This is a genomic window from Microbacterium sp. G2-16M (genome assembly GCF_055809115.1).
On the sequence record NZ_CM147897.1, the window covers coordinates 2,582,926 to 2,605,444 of the forward strand.

Below are 22,519 nucleotides of genomic sequence, written 5' to 3' on the forward strand. Positions count from 1 at the left end.
CACAGGGATGCCACCATCGCACGTCCTGATCATCGTGCAGAACCTGCCGGTGCCGCTCGATCGGCGAGTGTGGCTGGAGTGTCAGGCATTGATCGCGCGTGGATACCGGGTGAGCGTCATCTGCCCAAAGGGTCCGGGCGATCCGGACCGGCAGCACATCGACGGCGTCGACATCTACAAGTACGCACCCGCGCCGGAGGCGGGGGGATTCCTCGGGTTTGCATGGGAGTTCGCGTACAGCTGGGTACGCACCGCATGGCTGTCGTTGAAGGTGTGGCGCAGGGGCCGGTTCGACGTCATTCAGGCCTGTAACCCGCCGGACACGTACTGGCTGCTCGCCCAGCTGTGGCGCATCCGCGGTGTCCGGTTCGTGTTCGACCACCACGACCTCAATCCGGAGCTGTTCGTCTCCCGCTTCGGCCTGCCGAGCCGCCTTGCGCAGCGGCTTCAGTTCGCGGGTCTCAAGTGGCTCGAGCGGCGCACTTTCCGCGTGGCGGACCGTGTCATCTCGACCAACGAGTCGTACAAGTCGATCGCCGAGCGCCGAGGCGGGAGGCGCCCAGGACACGTCACGGTGGTGCGCAGCGGGCCTGATACGCGGCAGATGCGGCCGATCTACCCGGAGAACCCGCGCCCCGCCGGCAGGGTGAACCTCGTATACCTGGGAATTATGGGCCCGCAGGACGGCGTGGATCAAGTCTTGCTTGTGATGGATGAGCTCGTGCATCGACGCGGCCGCGAGAACTTGACGGCGACCCTCCTTGGCTTCGGTGACTGCCTCGAGGACCTGAGGGTGCAGTGCAGCCGCCTCGGACTCGACGCCAATGTGAACTTCACCGGTCGTGTCGACCGGGTCGCGATCGCCGAGCACCTGAGCCGCTCCGACATCGGTGTGTGCCCCGATCTCAAGACGCCGCTGAACGACCTCTCCACCATGAACAAGACGATGGAGTACATGGCCTACGGGCTGCCCTCGGTGTCGTTCGATCTTGTCGAGACGCGGGTATCGGGCGGCGACAGCCTCATGTACGTGCCCTCCGGTGACATCTCCGCGTTTGCAGACGCTGTGGAGCGGCTCATTGACGATCCCGTGCTGCGGGCGGAACTTGGCAGGAAGGGTCGCGAACGCGTCTCCTCGCAGCTCGACTGGCGCCCGCAGGCAGAGGCCTACGTTGCGGTGTTCGACGAGGTCACCGGTTTCTCGCGGGCAGGTGCAGCGGTGCCCGACGACGGCTCATCCGCCGAGTCCGACCCTCAGGGCCGCCGCTACGTCGATCTCGACGATCGGGAGGAGTTCGACAGATACCTCGTGGAGCGGAGGGCGCCATGACTATCAGGGCCCACGTCCACGACCTGCTTGCACAGTCGGCCGCGGTCCGCCCGACCGCCCCCGCGGTCACGTACAAGGGCGAGACGGTGACCTACGCGCAGCTCTGGAGTACGGTCCGCTCGGTCGCGGCCGGAATACTCCGGCTCGGACTGCGCCCCGGCGACCGGGTCGCGATCTCCCTGGAAAAGCGCGTTGAAACGGTGGCGGCGATCTTCGCGGCGTCCGCCGCCGGCGGTGTCTTCGTCCCGATCAACCATGTCCTCAAGCCTCCCCAGGTGGGACACATCCTTCGTGACAGCGGCGCTCGGTTCCTCGTGACCTCGGCGGACCGCCTCGGGCAACTGCGGGAGGTGCTGCCCGGCAGCGAGGTGGCGTACGCGATTGTCGTGGGAGGACCGGATGCCACCGCCGAGCGTGTCGAGGTGCACGCGTGGCCGGAGGCGATTGCCGCCACCGAACTCCCGACGCCCGCCGCGATCGACATCGATCCGGCGGCGATCTTATACACATCCGGGAGCACGGGCAGCCCCAAGGGCGTGGTGCTCAGTCATCGGAATCTCATCGTCGGCGCGGAGAGCGTCAGCACCTACTTGAAGAACACGGCAGATGACGTCATCCTGAGCGTTCTGCCGCTGAGCTTCGACGCCGGCCTCAGCCAGGTGACGACGGCGTTCGCGGTGGGTGCGCACTGCGTGCTCATGAACTACCTCCTGCCGCGTGAGGTGCCGAGGCTGTGCGAGGAGCATGGAGTGACCGGCATCACCGGTGTCCCCCCGCTGTGGCTTCAGATCGCCCAGGTGCCGTGGCCGGAGGAGACCGCGCGGCGCATCCGGTACTGGGCGAACACCGGTGGACGTATGCCTCGGGTGGTCCTAGACCGCCTCCGCGGCATCTTCACCGATGCCGACCCGTATCTCATGTACGGCCTCACGGAGGCGTTCCGCTCCACCTACCTCGACCCGAGCGAGGTCGACCGCCGTCCCGACTCGATCGGCAAGGCCATCCCCAACGCCGAGGTGCTCGTCCTGCGCCCGGACGGTACGCGCTGCGCACCCGGCGAGGAGGGTGAGCTCGTGCACCGCGGCGGGCTGGTGGCGCTCGGCTACTGGAACGACCCGGAGCGAACCGGTGAGCGGTACCGTCTCGTGCACCACCCGGGCCAGCCGTGGCGGGCACCGGAACTGGCGGTGTGGTCGGGCGACACGGTCGTCGCCGATGAGGAGGGCTTCCTCTACTTCGTCGGGCGCACCGACGACATGATCAAGACGTCCGGCTATCGGGTGAGCCCCACCGAGATCGAGGAGGCCGCGTATGCGACCGGCATGGTCCGCGACGTCGTGGCACTCGGCATCGATGAACCCGGCATCGGCCATCGCGTCGTGCTGGTCGCGACATCCTCTGACGGCGAGCTCGACGTCGCGGCGCTCACGGTCGCGCTGCGCCGGGCGCTGCCCCTCTACATGGTGCCGTCGCACGTCGACGTGCGCTACGAGCTGCCCCGTTCGCCCAACGGAAAGTTCGACCGCAACCTGATGAAGGCACAGGTGTCCGGATGAGCCCGCACGACCACGTCGCCGCGTTCGGCACGATCGGCGGCGAGCTCCGCGTCGGCGGGATGCCGCTGTCACGGCTGGCCGCGCGCGTCGGCTCGACTCCGTTCTTCGCCTACGACCGCGGCGTGCTTGACGCCCGCATCGATCGGCTGCGCCGGGCGCTGCCTGCACGCGTCGAGCTCAGCTACGCCATGAAGGCCAATCCCATGCCCGCGGTGGTGCAGCACCTCGCCGGCCGTGTCGACCGCATCGACGTGGCGTCCGCGCTCGAGATGCAAGCGGCGCTGGATAGTACGATCCGCGCGGAGAGGGTGAGCTTCGCGGGTCCTGGGAAGGCGCCCGCTGAGATCCGCCAGGCGGTCGCCGCGGGCATCATCGTCGAGGTCGAATCGACCACGGAGATCCGGCGGGTGATCGCCGCGGGCGACGAGCTCGGGCTCACGCCGACCATCGCGATCCGCGTCAACCCCGACTTCGCAGTGAAGGGGTCGGGCATGCGGATGGGCGGCGGTCCGCAGCAGTTCGGCATCGACGCGGAGCAGGTGCCCGCCGTGTTGCGCGAGTACGGGACGGCGGGTCTCGATATCTTCGGCTTCCACGTCTTTGCCGGCTCGCAGAATCTCAACGCCGCGATCATCGCCGAGGCGCAACGGCGCACCGTCGACCTCGTGAGCGCGCTCGCCGAGCAGCTGCCCAAGCCGGTGCGCTACCTGAACCTCGGCGGAGGTTTCGGCATCCCCTACACCGAGAAGGATCGGCCGCTGGACCTGGACGCGGTGACCGTCGACCTCGGTGAGCTCGTCGACGGGCCGATCGCCAAGCGCCTGCCGGAGGCGACGCCCGTGATCGAGCTCGGCCGGTACATCGTCGGCGAAAGCGGCGTCTACGTCACCCGCGTGCTCGACCGCAAGGTGTCGCGCGGCCGGACCTACCTCGTGGTCGACGGCGGGATGCACCACCAGCTCGCTGCGTCCGGCAACTTCGGACAGGCGATCCGACGCAACTACCCGCTCGTGGTCGGCAACCGCGTCGACGTCGCGGCGGACGACCGCGCCACCGTGGTGGGATGCCTCTGCACGCCGCTCGACCTCCTCGGCGACGACGTCGCCCTGCCGGTCGCCGACGTCGGCGACCTCGTCGTGATCTTCCAGCAGGGCGCGTATGGCCTCACGGCCAGCCCCACCGCCTTCCTCGGGCACCCGGCACCGGCCGAGGTGCTCGTCTGACCGCATCCCAAGGAGAGAAGCCATGACCGACACGATCGACACCGTGCGCGACGTCCTGATCGAGACCCTCGAGCTGTCGCAGAGCCCCGCTGACCTGACCCGCGACACTGCGCTGTTCGGCTCTCTCCCGGAGCTCGACTCGTTCGGGGTCGTGCAACTGGTGGCTGCGGTCGAGGAGCGCTTCGATATCACGATCGACGACGACGAGTTCGGCGCCGACCTGTTCGAGACCGTCGGTACGCTGACGGATTTCGTCGATGCGAAGCGCAGTGCGAGCTGACGCGCTACCACTCCACGAGCGCGAGCTCGCTGTACAGGTAGTCGATCGCGCCGGGGTCGAGGCCCTCGCCGCGGTACATCTTCGCTCGAGAGGCGGTGAGCTCGCGCCCCGGTCCCCGCGCGTCGCCGAGGATGCGGTGCTCGACGAGGGTGAAGGGCAGGCCGCGCCGCAGAAGGTGGGTGCGGATGCGGCCCCACGAGTCTGCGACGAGGCCGCGGTCGCCCCCGACGTACAGTGGCGAGGCGAACAGGCGCAGGCGCTTGCGCCGGTCGCGGCGGTACACGAGATAGCCGTAGCGGTCGCCGCGCCGCACCAGGACGTGGCGAGCGGCGGAAGTCCTCGCGTGGTCGCGGTACACGTCGGCGTCGGGGCCGGCCAGGGTCGCCGTGATCGCCGCGGGGTCCGAGGTCACACGCGTCCCGCGCTCCGCCCGGCCGGGGATGTTCGCCACCAGGCGTGTGGACGTGTCGAGCCGCCGGAAGCCGAGGCGCTCGTTCATCGCGATGACATTGCCGCTCGGCGAGAAATCGGTGAAGATGAGTCCCTTCTGCGCCAGGAGGGTCCGAATCAGGCGCAGCCCCTGCGCACGGTAGGGTTCGAGCACGCAGAACGCCGCGAGGTTGCAGACCGCGACCCCGCCGCGCGTCGAGTACACGGCCGCGTACACGCCGACGATCGCCCCGTCAGGGGTCTGGAGGTGGAAGCCATGGTTCGGCCCGCTGTCGGCCCACGGGGGCCGCAGGAGACCCATCCACGCCTCGGGGGAGACCCGTGGATTCAACTCCCTGTGCAGGAACGCGGCCGCGGCCGCGGCATCGTCCCCCGTGATCGGTCGCACTGCGACGGCCGGTCCGCTCATGGAGTCAGCCTAGGGCACACCGCCGCGCGGAGGATCCGCGCATGACGTCGGTCATCGTGGCCGCGCATGACGAGGAGGCGGTGATCGGCGCGTGCCTGGACGCACTTCTGCGACAGGAGCCCGACGGCGGCATGGAGGTCATCGTGAGCGCGAACGCCTGCAGCGACGGCACCGCGCGCATCGCCCGTGAGCGCGGGGCCATCGTCATCGAGCGCGCCGAGCCCGGAAAGGCCGCGGCGATCAACGCGGCCGAGCGGATCGCGTCCTCTTTTCCGCGAATATACCTCGATGCCGACATCGTGGTGCCCGACCGCGGACTCTCCGCCCTCATCGAACGCTTCGACGAGATGCCGGCCGCGCTCGCCGTAGTGCCCCGGCGCCGCGTCGAGACCCGAGGACGCCCGTGGCCGGTCCGCGCGTACTTCGCGGTCAACGAGCGGCTCCCGGCCTTCCGTGACGGGCTCTTCGGACGCGGCCTGATCGCTGTGTCAGAGCGGGGCCGGGCGCGCTTCGACGAGTTTCCCACGCTCATCGCCGACGACCTCTTCCTCGACTCCCAGTTCGCCGGCGCCGAGAAGGCGGGGGCCGACGTCGAAGTGGCCGTCGAGGCACCTTACACGACGGCGGATCTGCTGGGTCGACTCGTCCGGGTCCGCCGTGGGAACGCCCAGATGCGCGTCGCGGCGGCCGCAGGAGAGGTCGGCGCCGTCGTCCGCCCGTCTGACCGCTGGGCGTGGGCGAGGGTCGTCGCCCGGCGGCCCTGGCTCATGCCGCAGGGTGTCGCGTACGCCCTGATCACCATCGTCGCCGCGCGCCGTGCGCGCTCGGGAGCGCGCCGTGCGCGCTCGGGAGGCGACGAGAGCTGGGGGCGCGACGAGAGCACTCGCCAGAAGGGGGCGCGGTCATGATCACCAACCTCTGCTTCCACGGGATCGGAACGTGCACGGTCGAGCGGGAGCCCGGGGAGCGCCGGTACTGGATCACGCGGGACACGTTCCTCGGGGTGCTCGACCTGGTCGCCGAGGCAGGCGACGTCCGGCTGAGCTTCGACGACGGGAACCGGTCGGACCTCGACGTCGCCCTCCCCGCGCTCGAGGAGCGCGCGCTGCCGGCGACTATCTTCGCGCTGGCCGGGCGGCTCGATGACCCCGCGAGCCTGAGCGCCGCCGACCTCGTCGCTCTGCGCGGTGCGGGCATGAGCATCGGTTCTCACGGGTGGAGGCACATCCCGTTCCGGGGGCTCGGCGCGGACGACGCGCGCCGCGAGTTCGTCGATGCCCGCACGGAGCTGGAGCGGGCGAGCGGCGGCCCGATCGACGACGTGGCCCTGCCTCTCGGCCGGTACGATCGCGCTGCCCTGAGGGGCCTGCGCCGCGCTGGCTACCGCACAGTCTTCACGAGTGACCGGTTCCCTGCGAAGGAGGGGGCGCGGCTGCAGGCGCGCTACAGCCTGACCGCTGGCGACGACATCGAGACCGTCGCCGGCATCCTCCGCCGTCCGCGGCCGTTGTCCGAGACGGTAAGCCGGACGAAAAGCCTCGTGAAGAGGTCGATCTGACGGGCGTGGGGATGCCGGAGGATATCGTGGCCACGGTCATCGGCATCGGCGTCGACGTGGTCGATGTCGCTCGGTTCGGGCGATTGGTCTCGACCGGCGAGAGGTTTACGCGCCGGTGGTTCACTCCGGTCGAGCGGGCGCAGTCCGAGGACCGCTGCCGCCCCGACGCGGCGTACGCTGCCCGCTTCGCCGTCAAGGAGGCCGTGTGGAAGACGCTCGGAGTCGGGAGCTGGCACCGGCCGATCGTGTGGCGGTCGATCGAGGTCGTGGCCGTCTCGGGGAGCACCGAGGTCACGGTGATCCTGCACGACGAGGCGGCCGCGGAGGCGCTTCGCGCCGGGGTCTGCCGCGTACGGGCGACCATGTCGGTCGCCCGGGGAGTGGCGACGGCCTTCGCGACCGCCACCCGCGTCGCGGCTATCCCGTGATCTCCTCGACGGGCTGGGTGAGCACCGGTCCCATGTGGAGGTACGCCGTGGTGCGGCGCTTCTGTTCGATGTCCCGAAACACGCGCTCGACCTGCTCCACCGTCAGGTCGGTGGCCGCTGCGACATCCTCGACCGGCACGCCGTTGTTGAGTCCGAACAGGCAGAGGTCCATCCGTGGATACGGTAACGAGAAGTAGAACTCTTCCTGCGACTGCGGCATCGAGTACGTGTCGGTCGTCGACGGGCGGCTTCGGATGTCGGCGGGCACGCCCAGATGGGCGGCCAGGGCATACACCTGAGTCTTGTACAGGTGGGCGATCGGTTTGATGTCTGCGGCGCCGTCGCCGAGCTTCACGAAGAAGCCCTGATCGTATTCGAGCCGGTTCGGGGTGCCGGCGACGACGTAGTTCAGCCGATCCGCGTGGTAGTACTCGAGCATCTTGCGCGTGCGCTGCTTGAAGTTCGACGCCGCGACGATCTCGAGGTAGGCCGCCGTGGGGAGGCGCTTGCTGGTGCGGGTCCCATCCGGGGCCTCCACGACGACGGAGAAGAGGCGGAAAGCGTCGGAGTCGACGACGCTCGGCAACACGATCTTGGACTTGTATCCCTCATTGAACTCCGGGATCACCATGCGTATAGCCTCGTCGCGACGGCGATAGCAACCCGCTGCGCGCAGGATGGGGGAGATGTCCTCGACTGTCGAGGGGATGCCGAGCCAGTCGGTCAGCTGTGTGCTGAATGCCAATGTCTCCGTGTCCGACTCCTGCTCGGGCAGGTGCAGACCGAACACGCGATCCGGCCCCAGCGCACGCACGCAGAGGGCGGCGACGACGCTCGAGTCGATGCCGCCAGAGACGGCGATCACCGCGCCCTTTCGTCGGTACGAGCGAGCGTAGTGGCGGATGGCGTCGACGATGTGCGTGACCTCTGCCGCCTCATCGAGGACGAGAGTCTCCGGTCCGAATTCCATGTTCACTCCTCCGAGTCTGTGGGGTCTGTGGGGTCTGTGTCGATGTAGTCGAAGACGGCCATCGGCGACGGGGGATCGACAGAGGACGGATGCCCACGGTCGACGAACTGCGCATGCAGGAGTTGGACCGAGAGCAGGGAGATCAGCCGCATGTTGTCCGTGTTGCTGAGACCTCGGCCACCGCTGGAGCGGCACTTGGCGAGCAGCCGCTCGACCATTGCGGGCTTGAACTGCCCGGCGGCGGCGACGGCGGCGGGCGAAGTGACCGCGTCGAGCCAGTCGGGTTTGCCGCCTCCGAAGAAGCTAGCCGCGTCGGGCGCTCGATACGGCTGCTTTGGTCGATCCACAATGCTCTCAGGAATGAGATCGGCGAACGCGCGCTTGAGAAGATGCTTCTCATCGAGACCGAGGATTTTTTGACGCGCGGGGAGATCTTTCGCAAGTGCGCTCACATCGACGTCGAGGAACGGAAAGCGGCCCTCAATCGAGTTGGCCATGAGCATCCGATCGCCTTGTGACGCGAGTATGTATCCCGGCAGCAGTGTCGACATCTCGAGCCACTGCGCCCGCGCCAGCGGGTCCCAACGCTCGTAGTCCGCGGGCAGTTGCGCGACGAGGTCCTCATCGGGGCGCGCTCCCTCCGCCGCTCGGGCCTCGGGGGCCAGCATGGACTTGAGGGCCGAGGTCGTATCCCAGCGAGGGCGGTGCGACTTCGCGGCGTCGAGCGCCGTGAGTCCCTTCCCGAAGAAGCTCTTCGCGAAGGCGGGGGCGAGGTTGGGGGAGCGCTTCATCCACGGGTAGAGCAGCTCCACCGCCCGCGAGCGGACGTGCGAGCCAGGATCGCGTGCCCAGAAGTCCCTGACCTTCGCTTCACGGAAGATGTCGTAGCCGGCGAGGACCTCATCCGATCCCTCGCCGGTCACGACGACCTTGTACCCTGATTCCCGCACGTGCTTCGAAAGCAGGTACATGGGCGCAGGGGCCGTGCGCAGGAGGGGGTTCTCGGCATGCCACACCACCTCAGGGAATACCTCTGCGATGTCTCGTTCATCTACGACGACCTCGCTGTGCACGGTACCGAGTCGTCGGCTCATCATGTTTTGATAGCGGCCCTCGTCGAACTCGTCGTCCGAGAACCGGAGGGAGAAGGTGTGCAACTCAGCATCCGTGTAGTGCGAGATTACCGCGGCGGTGACGGCGGAGTCGATCCCGCCCGACAGATACGCGCCGACGGGCACGTCGCTGCGGAGGAAGCGCAGGCGTGTCGCCTCCACGACGGCGTCGCGAAGCTCCTGCACGTTCGCCGGCATGCTCTGCCGCGGCTCCGCTCCGCGTTCGGGGAACGTCGGCGCCCAGTAGCGATGGGTCTGCTCCCCGGAGTCGCCCACTCGAACGTATGAGCCGGGGGGTACCTGGCTCACTCCGGCGAACGTCGTTCTGGGCGCGATCGTCGACCAGAACGTCAGTGTCTCATCGATCCCCGCTGGGTCGAGCGCGCGGGAGACGGCCGCGTCAGTAAACAATGCCTTCACCTCAGAGGCGAAGCGCAGCTCGCTCCCGACGTGAGTGTAGAACAGCGGACGGACGCCGTATCTATCGCGGCAGAGGATCAGCTCGGCCGTCCGGCGGTCCCAGATGGCCAGCGCCCACTGACCGTTGAAGCGCTCGAAGCAGGTCGGCCCCCATTCCTCCCACGCATGGACGACGACCTCCGTGTCGCTGCGCGTGCGGAAGCGATGGCCTCGCTGACGGAGTGTCTCCGTGAGCTCGACGTAATTGAAGATCTCGCCATTGAAGGTCACCCACACCTGCTCGTCCTCGTTGCACATCGGCTGGACGCCGCCCTTAGTATCCACGATGGCTAGGCGCGTGTGCCCGAGGGCGACGCGGCGATCGCGGAAATACCCGCTCCCATCAGGGCCACGGTGGCTCAGCGCGGCCATCATCTTCATCACGATTGCGACGTCCGGTGCTCCGGACGCGGTCCTCGTCCCGCAGATCCCGCACATCAGCGCTTGCCGGCGATGACGGCCAGAGTTCGCTCGACGGCGGCCGTCGACCCGAGATGCTCGGCGGTCAAGAACTGGTCGGGCAGGGTGATGTCCAGGGCGTCTTCGAGGTACATCGCGACCTGTAAGGCGTCCAGCGCATCGTCGCCCGTGATGCGTCGGAGGCGCGAAAGCTCTTCCACGATCACACGACGTGCGAGTTGGGCCATAGAATCCCCCTAGCTGTGAATGCGCGATTGAGAAGCGCATGTCGGCGCGAGCATTGCGGCTGAGCACACACTAGAGCACGGGGCCCGGTGTGACGCAGTTCCTCGCAGGTGGAAGGGAACGACAGATGGAAGATGTGCAGAGGCGGATCGAGGCGTTCATTCTCGATGACGTGTTGCTCGGCGACGAGTCGCGGATGCCGGCGCCCGAAGACTCGCTCGTGGAGACCGGTGTCGTCGACTCGACAGGCATCCTCGAGATCATCGAGTTTCTCGAGACGGAGTTCGGCGTCCAGGTGGACGATGTCGAGACGGTTCCCGAGAACCTCGATGGCGTGGCCCGGCTCACCGCCTTCGTGACGCGGAAGCTTGGTTGAGACAGGACGGTCGATCCGTCGTCTCCCGGATTCGGCCAGAGGGTGAGACATGTGAGCGATTTCGCGATCGATCTGCACAAGATGTACACCATCCTGCTCTCGGACGAGAACCCGTCTCTGCGTCAGCGTATGGGACTCTGGCTGACGAACTCGGAGTTTCACTGTGTGGCCGCGTACAGGTTCCGCCAGGCCGCCGAGCGCGTCCGGCGCCGGCATCGCCTGGTGGGCGCGCTCGGCGTCTTCGCGTACCGGATCTGGAACCGCTGGAACACCCACCAGCACCACTGCGAGATCAACCACGGCGCGAGGGTCGGGCCGGGATTCCTGCTCATGCACCGCCACGGCGTGACGATTGGGCCTGCCGTGATCGGCAGCAATTGCGTCGTCCATCAGAACGTCACGATCGGCCAGCGTGTCGCGGGCGGTGACCGGGGTGTGCCAACGATCGGGGACAACGTGTGGATCGGTACCGGCGCGACCATCATCGGGGCGATCGAGGTAGGCGACGGCGTGACGATCTCGGCAGGGACGGTGCTGTCGCGCGATGTGCCCCCGGGGTGTCTGGTTGGTGGCAATCCCGGCCGGGTCCTCGCGAAGGACTACGACAACAGCGCCATGCTGAACTACAGGATTCCGTTCGACCGATAGGGCACTGCTCGAACAGACGTCATGAGCGCGGTCTCCGATGCGCTCATGTGCTCGCTGACGAACCCCGCTCGCTCTTCTGACGTGCACGGGGAATGGGCTCGGCAGCGTCGCCGACGGCCGCTCAACCCGCGCCGTTGTAGACCTCGAACTCGGCGAGTCCGATGTTGCGGGTGCTGCCGGAGGTGGTGGTGATCGTGAGTCGCAGGCTCGTGGTGGAGCGTGCGGCGAAGGTCACGATCGTCGCGGTGCCGTCGTTATTCAGCGCGGGCACCGTCACCGTCGTCCCGTCGGAGAAGGTGAGGATGCCGCCGGTGATCTGGTCGTCTGCATTCGGCCGGTCGTAGAGGGTGACCTGATCGATCTGCTGCGCGTTCGACCAGTTCAGCTGAATCCAAGCACCGGCCTGTTGCCCGGTCGTCGACCATTCGGCGGCGTAGTCGCCGGGGTACCCGTCGATCACCCCGTCGATCGCCTTGACGGCCTCCTGCCCGGTCGATTGCGACGACGCGGTCACCGTCGCGTTGCGAGCGACGTTCGTGCTCGGCGTCGGGTCCGGAGTCGGCGTCGGATCTGGCGTCGGCGTCGGCGTCGGATCAGGCGTGGGCGTCGGCGTCGGATCAGGCGTGGGCGTCGGGTCCGGAGTCGGAGTCGGTGTCGGTGTCGGTGTCGGAGTCGGAGTCGGAGTCGGCGTCGGGGTAGGTGTCGGATCAGGCGTGCGCGTCGGGTCCGGAGTCGGTGTACCGCCCGATCCGTCGGAGCCCACATCGTAGACCTCGAACTCGGCGAGTCCGATGTTGCGGGTGCTGCCGGAGGTGGTGGTGATCGTGAGTCGCAGGCTCGTGGTGGAGCGTGCGGCGAAGGTCACGATCGTCGCGGTGCCGTCGTTATTCAGCGCGGGCACCGTCACCGTCGTCCCGTCGGAGAAGGTGAGGATGCCGCCGGTGATCTGGTCGTCTGCATTCGGCCGGTCGTAGAGGGTGACCTGATCGATCTGCTGCGCGTTCGACCAGTTCAGCTGAATCCAAGCACCGGCCTGTTGCCCGGTCGTCGACCATTCGGCGGCGTAGTCGCCGGGGTACCCGTCGATCACCCCGTCGATCGCCTTGACGGCCTCCTGCCCGGTCGATTGCGACGACGCGGTCACCGTCGCGTTGCGAGCGACGTTCGTGCTCGGCGTCGGGTCCGGAGTCGGCGTCGGATCTGGCGTCGGCGTGGGCGTCGGATCAGGCGTGGGCGTCGGCGTCGGATCAGGCGTGGGCGTCGGGTCCGGAGTCGGAGTCGGTGTCGGAGTCGGAGTCGGCGTCGATCCGGAATCGGTCGTGTAGGCCTCGATCTCAGCTAGTCCGCTGTTCTGGGTGCCGACCGATGTGCTCGTCACCGTGATTCGGAGGCTCGTGACCGACCGCGCCGTGAAGCTCACGGTCGTTGCGGTGCCGTCGTTGTTCAGCGTCGGGACGGTCACGGTGGTGCCGTCGGAGAACGTGAGAGTGCCTCCGGTGATCTGATCTGTCGCGTTGGGCCGGTCATGGAGGACGACCCGGTTGATCTGCTGAGGACTCGTCCAGCTCAGCTGGATCCATGAACCCGACTTCTCCGACGCGGTGGTCCACTCCGCCGTATAGTCACCGGGATAGCCGTCGACGACCCCGTCGATCGCCTTCGTCGCCTCAGAACCGACCGTCTGGGACGAGGCGACCACCGATGCATTGCGCCCGACGTCGGGACCGGAGTACGGAGCGGGACCCGCGACGGGTTGCACGGGCGAGGCGAGCGGAAGGGTATATTGGCGCTCTGCCAGCTTCAGTGATCCGCCGGCGGGGCACACCGGCTCGCTTCCGCACAGAAGCGCGTCGTGTGCGGAGTAGGCGTCGATCGCGGCGCTCTTCAGAGCCAGGGCATCGCCCGAGACGTTGGCCGCCTTGTCGTTCACGCCATACCCCTGATACGCGTCCACGCTGCCCGCGAAGCCCGAGCCCGCGGTCGATGCGAGGCCGAAGAGGCCCGCCGTGAGGTGATCCGGGTGATCGGTCGGGTCGGACGAGGCGTTCTGAAGCCGAATGGTCGCGGGCGCGACGGCGGACTCGATCGCCGAGAGGGTCGCGATCAAGTCGGTCTTGCTGTAGCTGTTGCTGCCGTCGAGGGCGCTGAGGGAGGTGATCGAGCCCTTCCATAGCTGGCTCAGCGAGCGGTTGCCGGTGGACGCGTAGCCGCTGCCCTGGAGACCGCCGTCCGGCAGGCGGAGATAGACGAGGGTGACGTGGCTGTTCGTGGCCGTGGACAACGAGTGCCCGTTGTAGGTGCGCTGTTGAGTCGTCCAACTCGTCGACGTGCCGAGCATCGTGCTGTAGGCGGCTTGCGGCCCGAGCTCGCGGTCTTGCCAATACGTCGCGCCGCGTCCGTCGTCTCCGGCCGTCAGAAAGACGGTCGTCACACACGCTCCGTCGCGGACGTCTTCCTGGATGTCGGGATTCATGAAGAGGATGTCGTCGTCTTCATGAGCGACGATGGACATCGACGAACCGTTGCAACCCTCCGCCGCCGTCGCGAACGCGGGCACTGCTACCGCAGCGACGATGAAGCTCGCGACCGAAACGAGCGTAAGAACTGTCCGGCGCTTTCTCGCGACCACGACCCGACTCCCCAGTGTGGTTGTTGTCGAGGCGGTAGGTCTCCCCACCGCTTCGGGGAACGGCGTCCCATACACCGCCCCGCGCCAGACTACCGTACGCGGCGAGGGGACCGCTACTGCGGTCCCCTCTGGGCTGGCGGGGCGTACATCGCCGGCCTCTGGAACGCCGTCCCCTGTGCCGACGAGCTCAGCCTGCGGAGAGCACCGGCGAGACCGAGGAGCAGGAACAGCGTTCCCATCGTCATCGGGAAGGCAAACGCGTCAAACGCTGTCAGACTCATCGCCCCGGCGGCGATCGACGCGATCAGGGTGAGTCCGAGATCGCTCAGCGCCGGATCGTTGACCTCACGGTGCACCCGGAAGGCACTGATCATCGCAGCACCGATCAGAGCGAGGAAAGCAATCGTCCCCACGACTCCGACGCCGATAAGAAGGCCGAGGTACTCATTGTCGAAAATGCGGTACTTGGGAAGGAAAGTACCGAGGCCGCGACCGAAGAACGGCCACTTCACGAAGAACTCCCAGAAGAGTTCGTAGCTGTCGGTACGGGACGAGATACTCGGGTCGTTCCCGATATTGCGGAAGAGCGAGTTGATGATCCCGAAGAGCCTGGGCACAGCGGCGAACAGCGCAACGGAGAGCACTGCCACCCCGATGAGGAACGCCACACGTCTGCGCATGGGCCATCCGATGACGAGGATCACCACAGCCACGGCGATGCTGACATAGGCCGATCGAGAGAAAGTCAGCGACACGGCGACACCGAGCACGAGCACGGGAAGCCAGCGGAGCCAGCGCTTGAGAGCGAGATCCGTGAATGCGACGTGGAGCGCAAGCGGAAGCAGCATTGTGAGAATGATGCCGAACTCGATCGGATGGGTCGCGGTGCCGGAGGGCCGCACCATTCCATCACGAGTGAAGATCTCGAAGACACCCGGGCGCAGACCCGGAATAGCGATCCAGTTGATCAACGTCTGTCCGGTGAGGAACTGACCGATGCCCAGCAGGCCGAGCGCGCCCCCTGCCCATGCCAGCCGGCGCGCCAGCGCTCTCGCGCGATCGAGAGTCGGGATACCATCGTTGGTGACCAGAGCGGTGCCGGCCCATGCCACCACCGAGAGCATGGCCACGTCTGCGGGGCTGATCTCGTCCCCGTCGATGGGGCGGGTCATCCCGGCAATGTAGCCCAGCCCGACGCACATCACGAAGGCGATCAACGCCGTGCGAACGGAGCGACGCTCGAACCCTGTGGTGCTCCCGGAGGTGACGCTGAGCTGCATCAGCCCCCAACCGCCGAAGCTCAGGAGCCCCATGAGCATCGAGGGAGCACCTGCGCTGCCGAGCGCATCGATCACGAGGCTCGTCGGTATCGCAAAGAGGATGATGACATATAGGGTGAGCCACGTCACCGCGTCCGTGCGGCGCCGCGGTGAGGGAACGATCTCAGGGAGCGTCATCGACCGCGACCGCTACGGTTCGCTGTGGAGCAGGTTCGACAGAAGGTCGTCGTCCCTTTCGGAGGCGCGGCGGGTCTCATCCACCGCGTCCTCATCCTTCTTCTTCTTCCGAGTGAGGCGCGAAGGCCGGGTCGCCGCCCGGTGCCGCAGCCATGCGTCGACTGCCACGGCGAGAGCCAATGTTGCGACGACACCCGCGACCGCTGTCGCGACCACGAATCGAACGGCGTCGTCGGTCACGCGCGTGGCCTTGCTGTCGACCGTCAAGCGCATCGAGCCGATGACGGCGTCGCTGGGAACCTTCTGTTCCTTCTGGATGTCGCTGAGGATCTCGGTGGCAGTGTCGAGCATCGAGTTGAGCGTGTCCACCGTGCTGGCGGCGGTCTTGTCCGTGACGGTGATCAGGACTGTCGGCCCGCGCATCGTCGGGTCCGTGTCGACCGAGTACTTGGCGGTGGGTGCCGTCTTCTTCAGCTCGGATCGCTCGGCTTCGCCGTCAAGTCTTGCTATCACGAGGGCGGCGGGGGCGCTGAGACTGTCCAAGTTTAGAAAGGGATTCTGGCCCCCCTGGCTCACCGTGCTCTTGGACGGCAGCAGTAGGATGGTGCCCTCCGCTTGATAGACCGGCGGGATGATGTGCCATGCCGCAAATGCCAGCCCGGCCGTGGCGAGCACGCCGGCGACGATGATGTACCAGCGACGCAACATCGCGCGAAGCACATCGGCCAAACCCATTCGATACCCCCCGGCACACGTGATGTCGGCGCCGACGAACACGAGCACCGCGAGCATCAGTCAGTCTGATGCCTTCCCATCGTAACGACCGCGCTGCACTGCGCCACATCGTTCGAGGATCGCACAGGCAATTCAGGGTTCCGCATGACAGCATCTCTCGTGCGAGGAGGGAGTCGGGTGACCATCTGGGACACTCTGGTGGCGCTGCGCCATCACTGGGCAGTCGCCGTGTTCGGCGTCATCGCCACCATTCTCGCGCTGTTCGTCGTCTCGGATCAGCAGATGGTCTACTACTCGAGGGTCTCGGCGTACTTCTTCGCTCCCGCCAGCACCGTCTACCCGAACGTATTGAGCACGACGTCGCTGGATCTCGTGGACACGGCTGGCGCGGTGGCGAAGCGACTCAACGGAACCACGACCATCGCCAAGGTCGCGTCGACGGATGCGACCATAGTGGGCCGCGGGATCTATGACGGTACCAAGATCACACTCGTCGACAACGGGGGCCAGTGGTCGGCCTACTATAACGTCCAAGCCCTCGACATCCAGGTGGCCGGCTCGTCGCCCGAACTGGTGCGAGAGCGGCAGTCGGACGCGTTCTCCGCCATCGCGGACGAGTTGGACAAGATGCAGGACGAGCAGCACGTCGACAAGGTGAACCGCATCACTGTGCAGCTCACCCCGAGCACGCCGGTTATGCAGGAGATGAGCGGTGACCGCCGGCGCGCACAAGGCATGACCGTGGTCGTCGGGGCGGCGTTGACACTATTCGCGGTTGCGCTGCTTGAACGACGTCGCCTGCGTCGCCTCCAGCCTCGCTTGCCTTCCGAGCGTGACCTCGTCTCAGCCTAGCTGTGCGGCTGTTCAGGGCCGGGAACGTCCGCGGCTTCTTTGCGTGCCCACAGTCGGCGGGGAAGGGTCCATCGCAAGGACCTCGAGACTTGCTGCGGCAGCACTGCGACCACATCGGTGAATGCTGTCGGGCGCAGGAAGCGCAGCGCAAGAAGGTAGACGAGCACGACGAGGATGCCAACGCAGGCCAGGGTCAGAACTTGCGGGGCGTGCGCCATCGCCTGCATCAGCGCGAGCCCCGCAACAGCTGCGATCACGGCTGGCACGAGAGCGCCCAAGAGTGGCCTGGCCGCCTGCCAGACGGTCACGCCTGTAAGCCTGCTCACCGCGATCCAACGGATCACCGACTCCACGAAGGCGCCAGCGACCCACGTGAGCAAGAGCACGGTGAGACCGAATTGCACCCCCACAGCCAGCATCGCCGTCGAGCTCGTATAGGCGATAGCGACCAGCGCGAGCCAAGGACCTGGACGACCCATGCCGATGTGGAGGCCCTGGTCGATCGGCCAGCCCACGCTGATCAGGAACACGGCTGCCAGCGCCGGCACCGCGATCGCGCTCGGCGACTTGTCCGCCCCGAACAGGAAGGGCACGAGCACGGGTGCGGCAACGGCGACGTAGACCATGAGCGGCGCGACCACCGTGTACGCGATGGAGGACGCACGCACATATGAGGAGCGCAGCCGCACGGGATCGTCACGCACCTGGGAAAAGGCCACCATCGAGACGGGAGAGAGTGCCGCGACGCTCAGATCCTGAGCCGTCTGCACAAGCCGTTGTGCGATGTTCACATATCCCATCTCACGCACGCCGAGACCCGCGATGATGATCGCGGTCTCTAGCCACGCGCGCGAGACTCCGACCAGCTCGCTGCCCAGCACCTTCACGCCAAACGATCCGATGGTCTTGAACTCGCCGCCGGAGAACTCGGCACTAGGCCGCCAGCGCACCGCGATCCAGACCCAGACCGTCGCGAACAGCTGCGAGACCAGCGCCTGCAACACCAGCGCCCATGCGCCCGCGCCGAGCAGGGCCGCGGTGATGGCAACGGCTTGGGCTGTGAGTGCAGCCGAGACCTCCATGAGCGCGAGCGAACGGAACGCCATACGGCGGCGCATCAACGCCATCGGAACCGAGGCGATCGCGATGACGAAGACGGACACAGCCATGGCCTGCAGAAGAGGGACGACGGCCGGAAGCTGGAGGGCGATGCCGATGAGCGGAGCAGCGGCCACGACGATGCCCGCCAACAGGAGACCTGATACGACGGAGAACCAGAACGCGGTATTGAGCGTTCGAGGCTCCGCCGACTCGGTCTGCACGATATAGGTCGTAAACCCGACGTCCGCGAGGACGTACAGCAACGGCATCATTGTGGTGGCGGCAGCGGCGAGCCCGAAGTCCTCGGGAGTGAGCACCCGAGTGAGGATCACGATCGCCAGCAGGCCGCCAATGCGCGATGCCCACTTCTGGGCTGTCATCCACATCACGCCGGCAGAGGTCCGGCGGGTGAGTGACTCGTCGGTCATGAGGTGGACAACTGTCTCTCGGCGGTCGGTTGCCGGTCCGCCGAGGCCAAGTTCCGCGTGCCCATCAGATGCCTTCTTCGAATGATGTCCGACCCCGGATCGGCGGCAGGACCCGACGTGTTCTCGCCGTCAGTGCGGTCCTCATCTCGCGTGCGACGCCCCCAGGGCATTCTAGCCGATCGACATCTCGAAGAGAGCTGGGACGACCGACCATGGGGGAGTCTCAGCGTGAGCCGAGACGGAGCTTCCACCTCCAGGCCCAGCCGACGACGCGGTGGGCGAGTGTCCTTCTCCACGACATCCGTGCGACGCCACTGTCCGCGGCGCCCTTGAGAGGAGCCCTGCTTTCATGGTGGGCGAGCACCGCCTCGTCGATCTCGTACTGCTCGGGGACCACGTGGAAATCGCTGCGGGCTCCATACCAGTCGGTCGAGATCTTCAGAAGATGGGCGAAGCGGAGGCCCTCCACCGGTGTCATCCATACCCCGCGCACATTGTGAACCGAAAGCTGCGCCGCGCGCGGAACACGCGAGGGGACGACGCACCACTTCGGGGCCGACGGCATCTCCGGGGGAAAGGTCTTCACCCAGAAGGACTCGGCATGGACCGGTCGCTCGCCTCGTGGCGTGTCCGGGTCCGGATACGTGTATCGGCCTGGAAGTTCGACGACGCCGCTCCTGATGGCTGTGGCAACGTCGAAGACGGATCGGCCGTTGACATCGAGCACCAATTCGTCGATGTCGGCATTCAAGAAGCCTGCGGCATCCCGTAGCAGCCGCCATCGTGCGTGCTCGATCGCGCCACGCTGGGCGTAATCCGAATCCCAATGCCTCTGCAGGCGAGTGACCGGTCCGTACTTGAAGGGCCACGCGACCACCGCCGCCGTCATGATGCCCGCGATACCCGCGAGCGTCTCCCAGAGCTCATCGAGAGAATATGCCGTCGAGTTGTTGTCGTACACGACGAGAGCATCCGCACCGTGGTATCGCGCATGCCACCTTCCCCAGTCCCGTACCCAGGTGAGGTCGTTATCCTTCGACACCGTCATCGCCGCCCGGCTGCCCCGGAAGACGGCCGCGAGGTCATCCCCGACCCGAAGCGGCGACGTGGAGAGCCGGCTGTGGACCTCGAGGGTCTGTTCGTTCGACGGCGAAAGTGCCCGTGTCCAAAACCTGCCCACCCGGTCCAGCCCCCGATCGATACGGAGGCTCATGGACGGCCCGCGCGCCGCGCGGACTTCCATCGCTTCGATCTCCGAACGGAGGGTACCCGCCGGAGGACCGACGGCGAGCACCCGCTGGCCGCAGCGGAACACGTCATAGAAGAGGGTCGCGTCGTCGTACTTCTCGGTGTAGCCGGGTTCGCGATCCTCCGGTGCGCGTGGTGGCGTGCGCACCGCACTCCCGTCCGTGCTCATCAGAGGGGTCGGCGTGATGATCCACGGCTCTCGGGCCGGGGTCATGCCGGCCAACCCACCGATGGTGCAGACCTCATGCTCGGTCGAAATGACGGACGCATATCTCCTCGTATCGATCGGCGAGTTCTTTTGCGGAGGCCGCAAAGAGCCCGGGAAGCTCATCGAAGGCGACCATCGCCCCCTCATAGACGTCGCGGTCGTACTGATCTCGGCGGCGCAGACGGTAGAGCGCGAGCTTGTAGCGCAGGTAGCGATTGATGGCGGCGCGGGCGCGACTGTCTTCCGGAAAGATCTTGTGACACACGTATGCGTAGTTGAATATATGAAAGAAGCCATACGACATGCCGCTCGTGCGCTTTCCGGGATGCACATTGTGGAACACTCGGGCCGACTCGGCCACCGCGATGAGCGAGCCCGAGGCGAGCACGCGCAGCGCCATATCCTTGTCTTCGTGCACGCCGTATCCGACACGCGAGCCCAAGACCGGATCGAACTGGAGCGTCCGTGCCACCTCGGTGCGGAACGTCATGCGATAGCCGCCGATCGTTCCGACGAGCTTGTCAGAGAGACCGTCTGCGCGGGCGCCTGATTCGAATTGCTTGGTGCGCTCTCGCCCGTACACCTCGAACGGCTGGGGCACCACGGCCGCCTCGATCGCGTTGCGGACGGTCATGACCGACCGACGGTCGGTGAAGCGGATGTGACGCCCAGGGGCGTCATGGCCGAGGGGCACGGGTGACTCGTACACATCCACCGCGGAGACTGCTCCATATCGCGCATTCACGTCCGCGTCGTAGACTCTCATCACCGAATCGGCGGTGTCGGAATACCAGAGCACATCGTCGTCGGGAAACATTGTGACGGCCTCCGTCACGAGAGCGAGACCCTGGTTTCGCTGGAGCGGGAGGTTGGCGGCGTCGCCATGGTGCACCTCGAACGGGATCGCCGCCGCCGCCGCCGCGTACTCGACGATCTCCCTCACCGCGGCGTGATCATCGCTGTGGTCGATGACGATGATGCGCGAAGGCGACCTGGTCTGCTCCGCGAAGGTCGAAAGGGACGTTCCGAGGATGTCTTGACGGTTACGTGTCGCGACGACGACCGCGTAGTCGAGCATTGCGGGTCTCCTCGAGGTTTGGATGCAGGCGGTCGCCCCGGTTAGCGGTGCCAGTGTCCCACGCAGCGATCCCCGGCGCTCGAAACGTAGGATACTCGAAAGCCAGCACTCTCCGGGAAGCTACCGCACGAAGGTTCGATCACGTGCCGAGCAGCCGACCGTAGAGGGCCTCCATCCACGCGATCCGTCGATCCCACAAGTAGTTCTTCTCGATCCGCGCTCGCGCCTCCTCGCCCATCCGCGCGCGGAGGACAGGATCACCTGCCAACCTGTCCATCGCGGTTGCCAGGGCCCGTGAATACTGCTCCGGGTCGACCGCGGGAACGAGGAGACCGCTGGCGTCGTTCGCGGTGGTCGCCGGTCCGCCACGATCAGAGACGATCACAGGCAACCCGTATGACATCGCCTCCACCACGACGATCCCGCCGGCCTCCCGGTAGCTGGGGAAAAGAAATACATCGGCCGCGGAGTAATGGGTTTCCACATCCTTGTGCGGCACGCGGCCGTGGAACCGCACGAGCGACGAGACGCCGAGCTGCGCTGCGAGCGACTCGCACTCTGCGCGGTCATATCCCTCGCCGACGACATCGAGTATCGCGCGTCCAGGACGGAGGAGGGCAAGGGCCCGAACGGCGTCGCGCACGCCCTTGGTGCGGATCACGCGGCCGACGAAGAGGAACCGCACGGCTTCGGTGCGTGTGCTCCCTACGGCGCGCCGCGGAAGCTGGTCGATGCCTGTGTCGCCGAGCGTCTCGAACGACTTCAGCGGTACGTCGGCGAGAATATCGCGTACATAGTCGGCGATGCCGATCACGCACGCAGCTTCTGCAAATGATCGGCGCAGTTGCGGGTCGTGGCGCAGCCGCGCGCGGTCGAGGCGGCGCAGGGCAGTGAAGCCGGGGGCGCCGCCCTCTTCCGCCGAGAAACCTGACGGCGATTCGATGCTCCCCCCCACGGGACCGACAATATAAGGGATGTCGGCGCCCGCGAGCGGCGAGGGATACCGCAGTGACACCGGTGCCACCTGATGCCCGAGGTCGAAACGCTCGCCGTGTGCGATCGCGGATCTGATCCATGCACGGGCGCGCCTGCGGAATGGGATGTAGCCGGGGTTCATCATGGCGTTGAGCCGCTCGTACCTGCCCACGAGTGCCGGCTCAGGCCATTCCACGACGCGTGCGTTCACTACTTGATTCGCCAGCGGCCCATGCGCTCGTTGGTAGTAGCTGAGCACGGTGACATCGTGTCGCTCCGAGAGCCGGCTGACCCAGTCGTACGCGATGCGCGCCTCGCCGGTGGACTCGCGGTTCGCGGCGGGCGCGATGAGGAGGAGTCGCAT

The 22,519-nt window shown here is 66.8% G+C and carries 21 protein-coding genes; 10 read left to right on the forward strand and 11 right to left on the reverse strand.

Features of this window, described 5'->3' with window-relative positions; all coding sequences use genetic code 11:
• Nucleotides 1–7 precede the first annotated feature (7 nt).
• From AC0L6F_RS12215 to AC0L6F_RS12230, 4 genes are read left to right on the forward strand one after another with little or no spacing between them, the layout of a single operon-like run.
• Nucleotides 8–1,330, forward strand: a complete 1,323-nt coding sequence (locus AC0L6F_RS12215) for a glycosyltransferase family 4 protein (RefSeq protein ID WP_473538097.1) — start codon at nt 8–10, stop codon at nt 1,328–1,330.
• Entirely contained in the window at nt 1,327–2,886 is a 1,560-nt protein-coding gene (locus tag AC0L6F_RS12220; protein WP_473538098.1) for an acyl-CoA ligase (AMP-forming), exosortase A system-associated, read from the forward strand. The genes AC0L6F_RS12215 and AC0L6F_RS12220 overlap by 4 nt, the downstream gene beginning before the upstream one ends.
• Nucleotides 2,883–4,109, forward strand: a complete 1,227-nt coding sequence (locus tag AC0L6F_RS12225) for a pyridoxal-dependent decarboxylase, exosortase A system-associated (protein WP_473538099.1) — start codon at nt 2,883–2,885, stop codon at nt 4,107–4,109. Before AC0L6F_RS12220 ends, AC0L6F_RS12225 begins: the two co-directional genes overlap by 4 nt.
• Before the next feature lie 22 nt (nt 4,110–4,131).
• Entirely contained in the window at nt 4,132–4,389 is a 258-nt protein-coding gene (locus tag AC0L6F_RS12230; protein ID WP_473538100.1) for an acyl carrier protein, read from the forward strand.
• A 4-nt stretch (nt 4,390–4,393) separates the two neighbouring features.
• Here the strand turns inward: AC0L6F_RS12230 and AC0L6F_RS12235 are convergent, their stop codons facing one another.
• Nucleotides 4,394–5,248 carry a hypothetical protein gene (locus AC0L6F_RS12235; protein ID WP_473538101.1) on the reverse strand — a complete coding sequence of 285 codons (855 nt, stop codon included), beginning with the start codon at nt 5,246–5,248 and terminating at the stop codon, nt 4,394–4,396.
• Nucleotides 5,249–5,289: 41 nt separating this feature from the next.
• Between AC0L6F_RS12235 and AC0L6F_RS12240 the strand changes: the two genes are divergently transcribed.
• The 3 genes from AC0L6F_RS12240 to AC0L6F_RS12250 all read left to right on the forward strand — a co-directional run bounded on the left by AC0L6F_RS12240 (nt 5,290) and on the right by AC0L6F_RS12250 (nt 7,234).
• Nucleotides 5,290–6,156 carry a glycosyltransferase gene (locus AC0L6F_RS12240; protein WP_473538102.1) on the forward strand — a complete coding sequence of 289 codons (867 nt, stop codon included), beginning with the start codon at nt 5,290–5,292 and terminating at the stop codon, nt 6,154–6,156.
• Nucleotides 6,157–6,251: 95 nt separating this feature from the next.
• A complete protein-coding gene (locus tag AC0L6F_RS12245; RefSeq protein ID WP_473538103.1) occupies nt 6,252–6,806 on the forward strand; it encodes a polysaccharide deacetylase family protein in 555 nt (184 codons plus the stop codon).
• A gap of 11 nt (nt 6,807–6,817) precedes the next feature.
• A complete protein-coding gene (locus tag AC0L6F_RS12250; RefSeq protein WP_473538104.1) occupies nt 6,818–7,234 on the forward strand; it encodes a holo-ACP synthase in 417 nt (138 codons plus the stop codon).
• Here the strand turns inward: AC0L6F_RS12250 and nadE are convergent.
• The 3 genes from nadE to AC0L6F_RS12265 are packed head-to-tail and all read right to left on the reverse strand — an operon-like array spanning nt 7,224 to nt 10,422.
• On the reverse strand, nt 7,224–8,204 hold the full coding sequence (gene nadE, locus AC0L6F_RS12255) for an NAD(+) synthase (protein WP_473538105.1): 981 nt from the start codon (nt 8,202–8,204) through the stop codon (nt 7,224–7,226). The two genes, AC0L6F_RS12250 and nadE, sit on opposite strands and share 11 nt — an antisense overlap.
• Nucleotides 8,205–8,206: 2 nt before the next feature.
• Nucleotides 8,207–10,213 (reverse strand): asparagine synthase (glutamine-hydrolyzing), encoded by a 2,007-nt coding sequence (asnB, locus tag AC0L6F_RS12260; protein ID WP_473538106.1) that lies wholly within the window; start codon nt 10,211–10,213, stop codon nt 8,207–8,209.
• Nucleotides 10,213–10,422, reverse strand: coding sequence for a hypothetical protein (locus tag AC0L6F_RS12265; protein ID WP_473538107.1), 210 nt, complete (start codon nt 10,420–10,422; stop codon nt 10,213–10,215). The genes asnB and AC0L6F_RS12265 overlap by 1 nt, the downstream gene beginning before the upstream one ends.
• A gap of 125 nt (nt 10,423–10,547) precedes the next feature.
• Here AC0L6F_RS12265 and AC0L6F_RS12270 point away from each other — a divergent pair, with 125 nt between their 5' ends.
• Nucleotides 10,548–10,796 carry a hypothetical protein gene (locus tag AC0L6F_RS12270; protein WP_473538108.1) on the forward strand — a complete coding sequence of 83 codons (249 nt, stop codon included), beginning with the start codon at nt 10,548–10,550 and terminating at the stop codon, nt 10,794–10,796.
• Nucleotides 10,797–10,847: 51 nt separating this feature from the next.
• Nucleotides 10,848–11,444 carry a serine O-acetyltransferase gene (locus AC0L6F_RS12275; protein WP_473538109.1) on the forward strand — a complete coding sequence of 199 codons (597 nt, stop codon included), beginning with the start codon at nt 10,848–10,850 and terminating at the stop codon, nt 11,442–11,444.
• A gap of 121 nt (nt 11,445–11,565) precedes the next feature.
• On the opposite strand, the gene AC0L6F_RS12280 is transcribed toward AC0L6F_RS12275, so the two are convergent.
• The 3 genes from AC0L6F_RS12280 to AC0L6F_RS12290 form a co-directional block, all read right to left on the reverse strand.
• On the reverse strand, nt 11,566–14,073 hold the full coding sequence (locus AC0L6F_RS12280) for a DUF7402 domain-containing protein (protein WP_473538110.1): 2,508 nt from the start codon (nt 14,071–14,073) through the stop codon (nt 11,566–11,568).
• 113 nt (nt 14,074–14,186) lie between these two features.
• Nucleotides 14,187–15,530 carry an O-antigen ligase family protein gene (locus AC0L6F_RS12285; protein WP_473538111.1) on the reverse strand — a complete coding sequence of 448 codons (1,344 nt, stop codon included), beginning with the start codon at nt 15,528–15,530 and terminating at the stop codon, nt 14,187–14,189.
• A gap of 12 nt (nt 15,531–15,542) precedes the next feature.
• Entirely contained in the window at nt 15,543–16,322 is a 780-nt protein-coding gene (locus tag AC0L6F_RS12290; RefSeq protein WP_473538112.1) for a YveK family protein, read from the reverse strand.
• A gap of 120 nt (nt 16,323–16,442) precedes the next feature.
• Between AC0L6F_RS12290 and AC0L6F_RS12295 the strand changes: the two genes are divergently transcribed.
• Nucleotides 16,443–17,117 carry a hypothetical protein gene (locus AC0L6F_RS12295; RefSeq protein WP_473538113.1) on the forward strand — a complete coding sequence of 225 codons (675 nt, stop codon included), beginning with the start codon at nt 16,443–16,445 and terminating at the stop codon, nt 17,115–17,117.
• Here the strand turns inward: AC0L6F_RS12295 and AC0L6F_RS12300 are convergent.
• From AC0L6F_RS12300 to AC0L6F_RS12315, 4 genes are all read right to left on the reverse strand, one after another.
• Nucleotides 17,114–18,646 carry a lipopolysaccharide biosynthesis protein gene (locus AC0L6F_RS12300; protein ID WP_473538115.1) on the reverse strand — a complete coding sequence of 511 codons (1,533 nt, stop codon included), beginning with the start codon at nt 18,644–18,646 and terminating at the stop codon, nt 17,114–17,116. The two genes, AC0L6F_RS12295 and AC0L6F_RS12300, sit on opposite strands and share 4 nt — an antisense overlap.
• 223 nt (nt 18,647–18,869) lie before the next feature.
• Nucleotides 18,870–20,117 (reverse strand): hypothetical protein, encoded by a 1,248-nt coding sequence (locus AC0L6F_RS12305; RefSeq protein WP_473538116.1) that lies wholly within the window; start codon nt 20,115–20,117, stop codon nt 18,870–18,872.
• A 19-nt stretch (nt 20,118–20,136) separates the two neighbouring features.
• Nucleotides 20,137–21,180 carry a glycosyltransferase family 2 protein gene (locus AC0L6F_RS12310; protein ID WP_473538117.1) on the reverse strand — a complete coding sequence of 348 codons (1,044 nt, stop codon included), beginning with the start codon at nt 21,178–21,180 and terminating at the stop codon, nt 20,137–20,139.
• A gap of 139 nt (nt 21,181–21,319) precedes the next feature.
• Complete coding sequence (locus AC0L6F_RS12315; RefSeq protein ID WP_473538118.1) at nt 21,320–22,519, reverse strand: glycosyltransferase; 1,200 nt, start codon at nt 22,517–22,519, stop codon at nt 21,320–21,322.

Excerpts from the sequence above, each read along its gene's own strand:
- AC0L6F_RS12230 (WP_473538100.1), top strand. The coding sequence starts at position 4,132 with ATGACCGACACGATCGACACCGTGCGCGACGTCCTGATCGAGACCCTC.
- AC0L6F_RS12300 (WP_473538115.1), bottom strand. The coding sequence starts at position 18,646 with ATGACCGACGAGTCACTCACCCGCCGGACCTCTGCCGGCGTGATGTGG.
- AC0L6F_RS12250 (WP_473538104.1), top strand. The coding sequence starts at position 6,818 with ATGCCGGAGGATATCGTGGCCACGGTCATCGGCATCGGCGTCGACGTG.
- nadE (WP_473538105.1), bottom strand. The coding sequence starts at position 8,204 with ATGGAATTCGGACCGGAGACTCTCGTCCTCGATGAGGCGGCAGAGGTC.
- AC0L6F_RS12285 (WP_473538111.1), bottom strand. The coding sequence starts at position 15,530 with ATGACGCTCCCTGAGATCGTTCCCTCACCGCGGCGCCGCACGGACGCG.
- AC0L6F_RS12270 (WP_473538108.1), top strand. The coding sequence starts at position 10,548 with ATGGAAGATGTGCAGAGGCGGATCGAGGCGTTCATTCTCGATGACGTG.
- asnB (WP_473538106.1), bottom strand. The coding sequence starts at position 10,213 with ATGTGCGGGATCTGCGGGACGAGGACCGCGTCCGGAGCACCGGACGTC.
- AC0L6F_RS12290 (WP_473538112.1), bottom strand. The coding sequence starts at position 16,322 with ATGCTCGCGGTGCTCGTGTTCGTCGGCGCCGACATCACGTGTGCCGGG.
- AC0L6F_RS12265 (WP_473538107.1), bottom strand. The coding sequence starts at position 10,422 with ATGGCCCAACTCGCACGTCGTGTGATCGTGGAAGAGCTTTCGCGCCTC.
- AC0L6F_RS12235 (WP_473538101.1), bottom strand. The coding sequence starts at position 5,248 with ATGAGCGGACCGGCCGTCGCAGTGCGACCGATCACGGGGGACGATGCC.
- AC0L6F_RS12240 (WP_473538102.1), top strand. The coding sequence starts at position 5,290 with ATGACGTCGGTCATCGTGGCCGCGCATGACGAGGAGGCGGTGATCGGC.
- AC0L6F_RS12215 (WP_473538097.1), top strand. The coding sequence starts at position 8 with ATGCCACCATCGCACGTCCTGATCATCGTGCAGAACCTGCCGGTGCCG.
- AC0L6F_RS12225 (WP_473538099.1), top strand. The coding sequence starts at position 2,883 with ATGAGCCCGCACGACCACGTCGCCGCGTTCGGCACGATCGGCGGCGAG.
- AC0L6F_RS12315 (WP_473538118.1), bottom strand. The coding sequence starts at position 22,519 with ATGCGACTCCTCCTCATCGCGCCCGCCGCGAACCGCGAGTCCACCGGC.
- AC0L6F_RS12220 (WP_473538098.1), top strand. The coding sequence starts at position 1,327 with ATGACTATCAGGGCCCACGTCCACGACCTGCTTGCACAGTCGGCCGCG.
- AC0L6F_RS12310 (WP_473538117.1), bottom strand. The coding sequence starts at position 21,180 with ATGCTCGACTACGCGGTCGTCGTCGCGACACGTAACCGTCAAGACATC.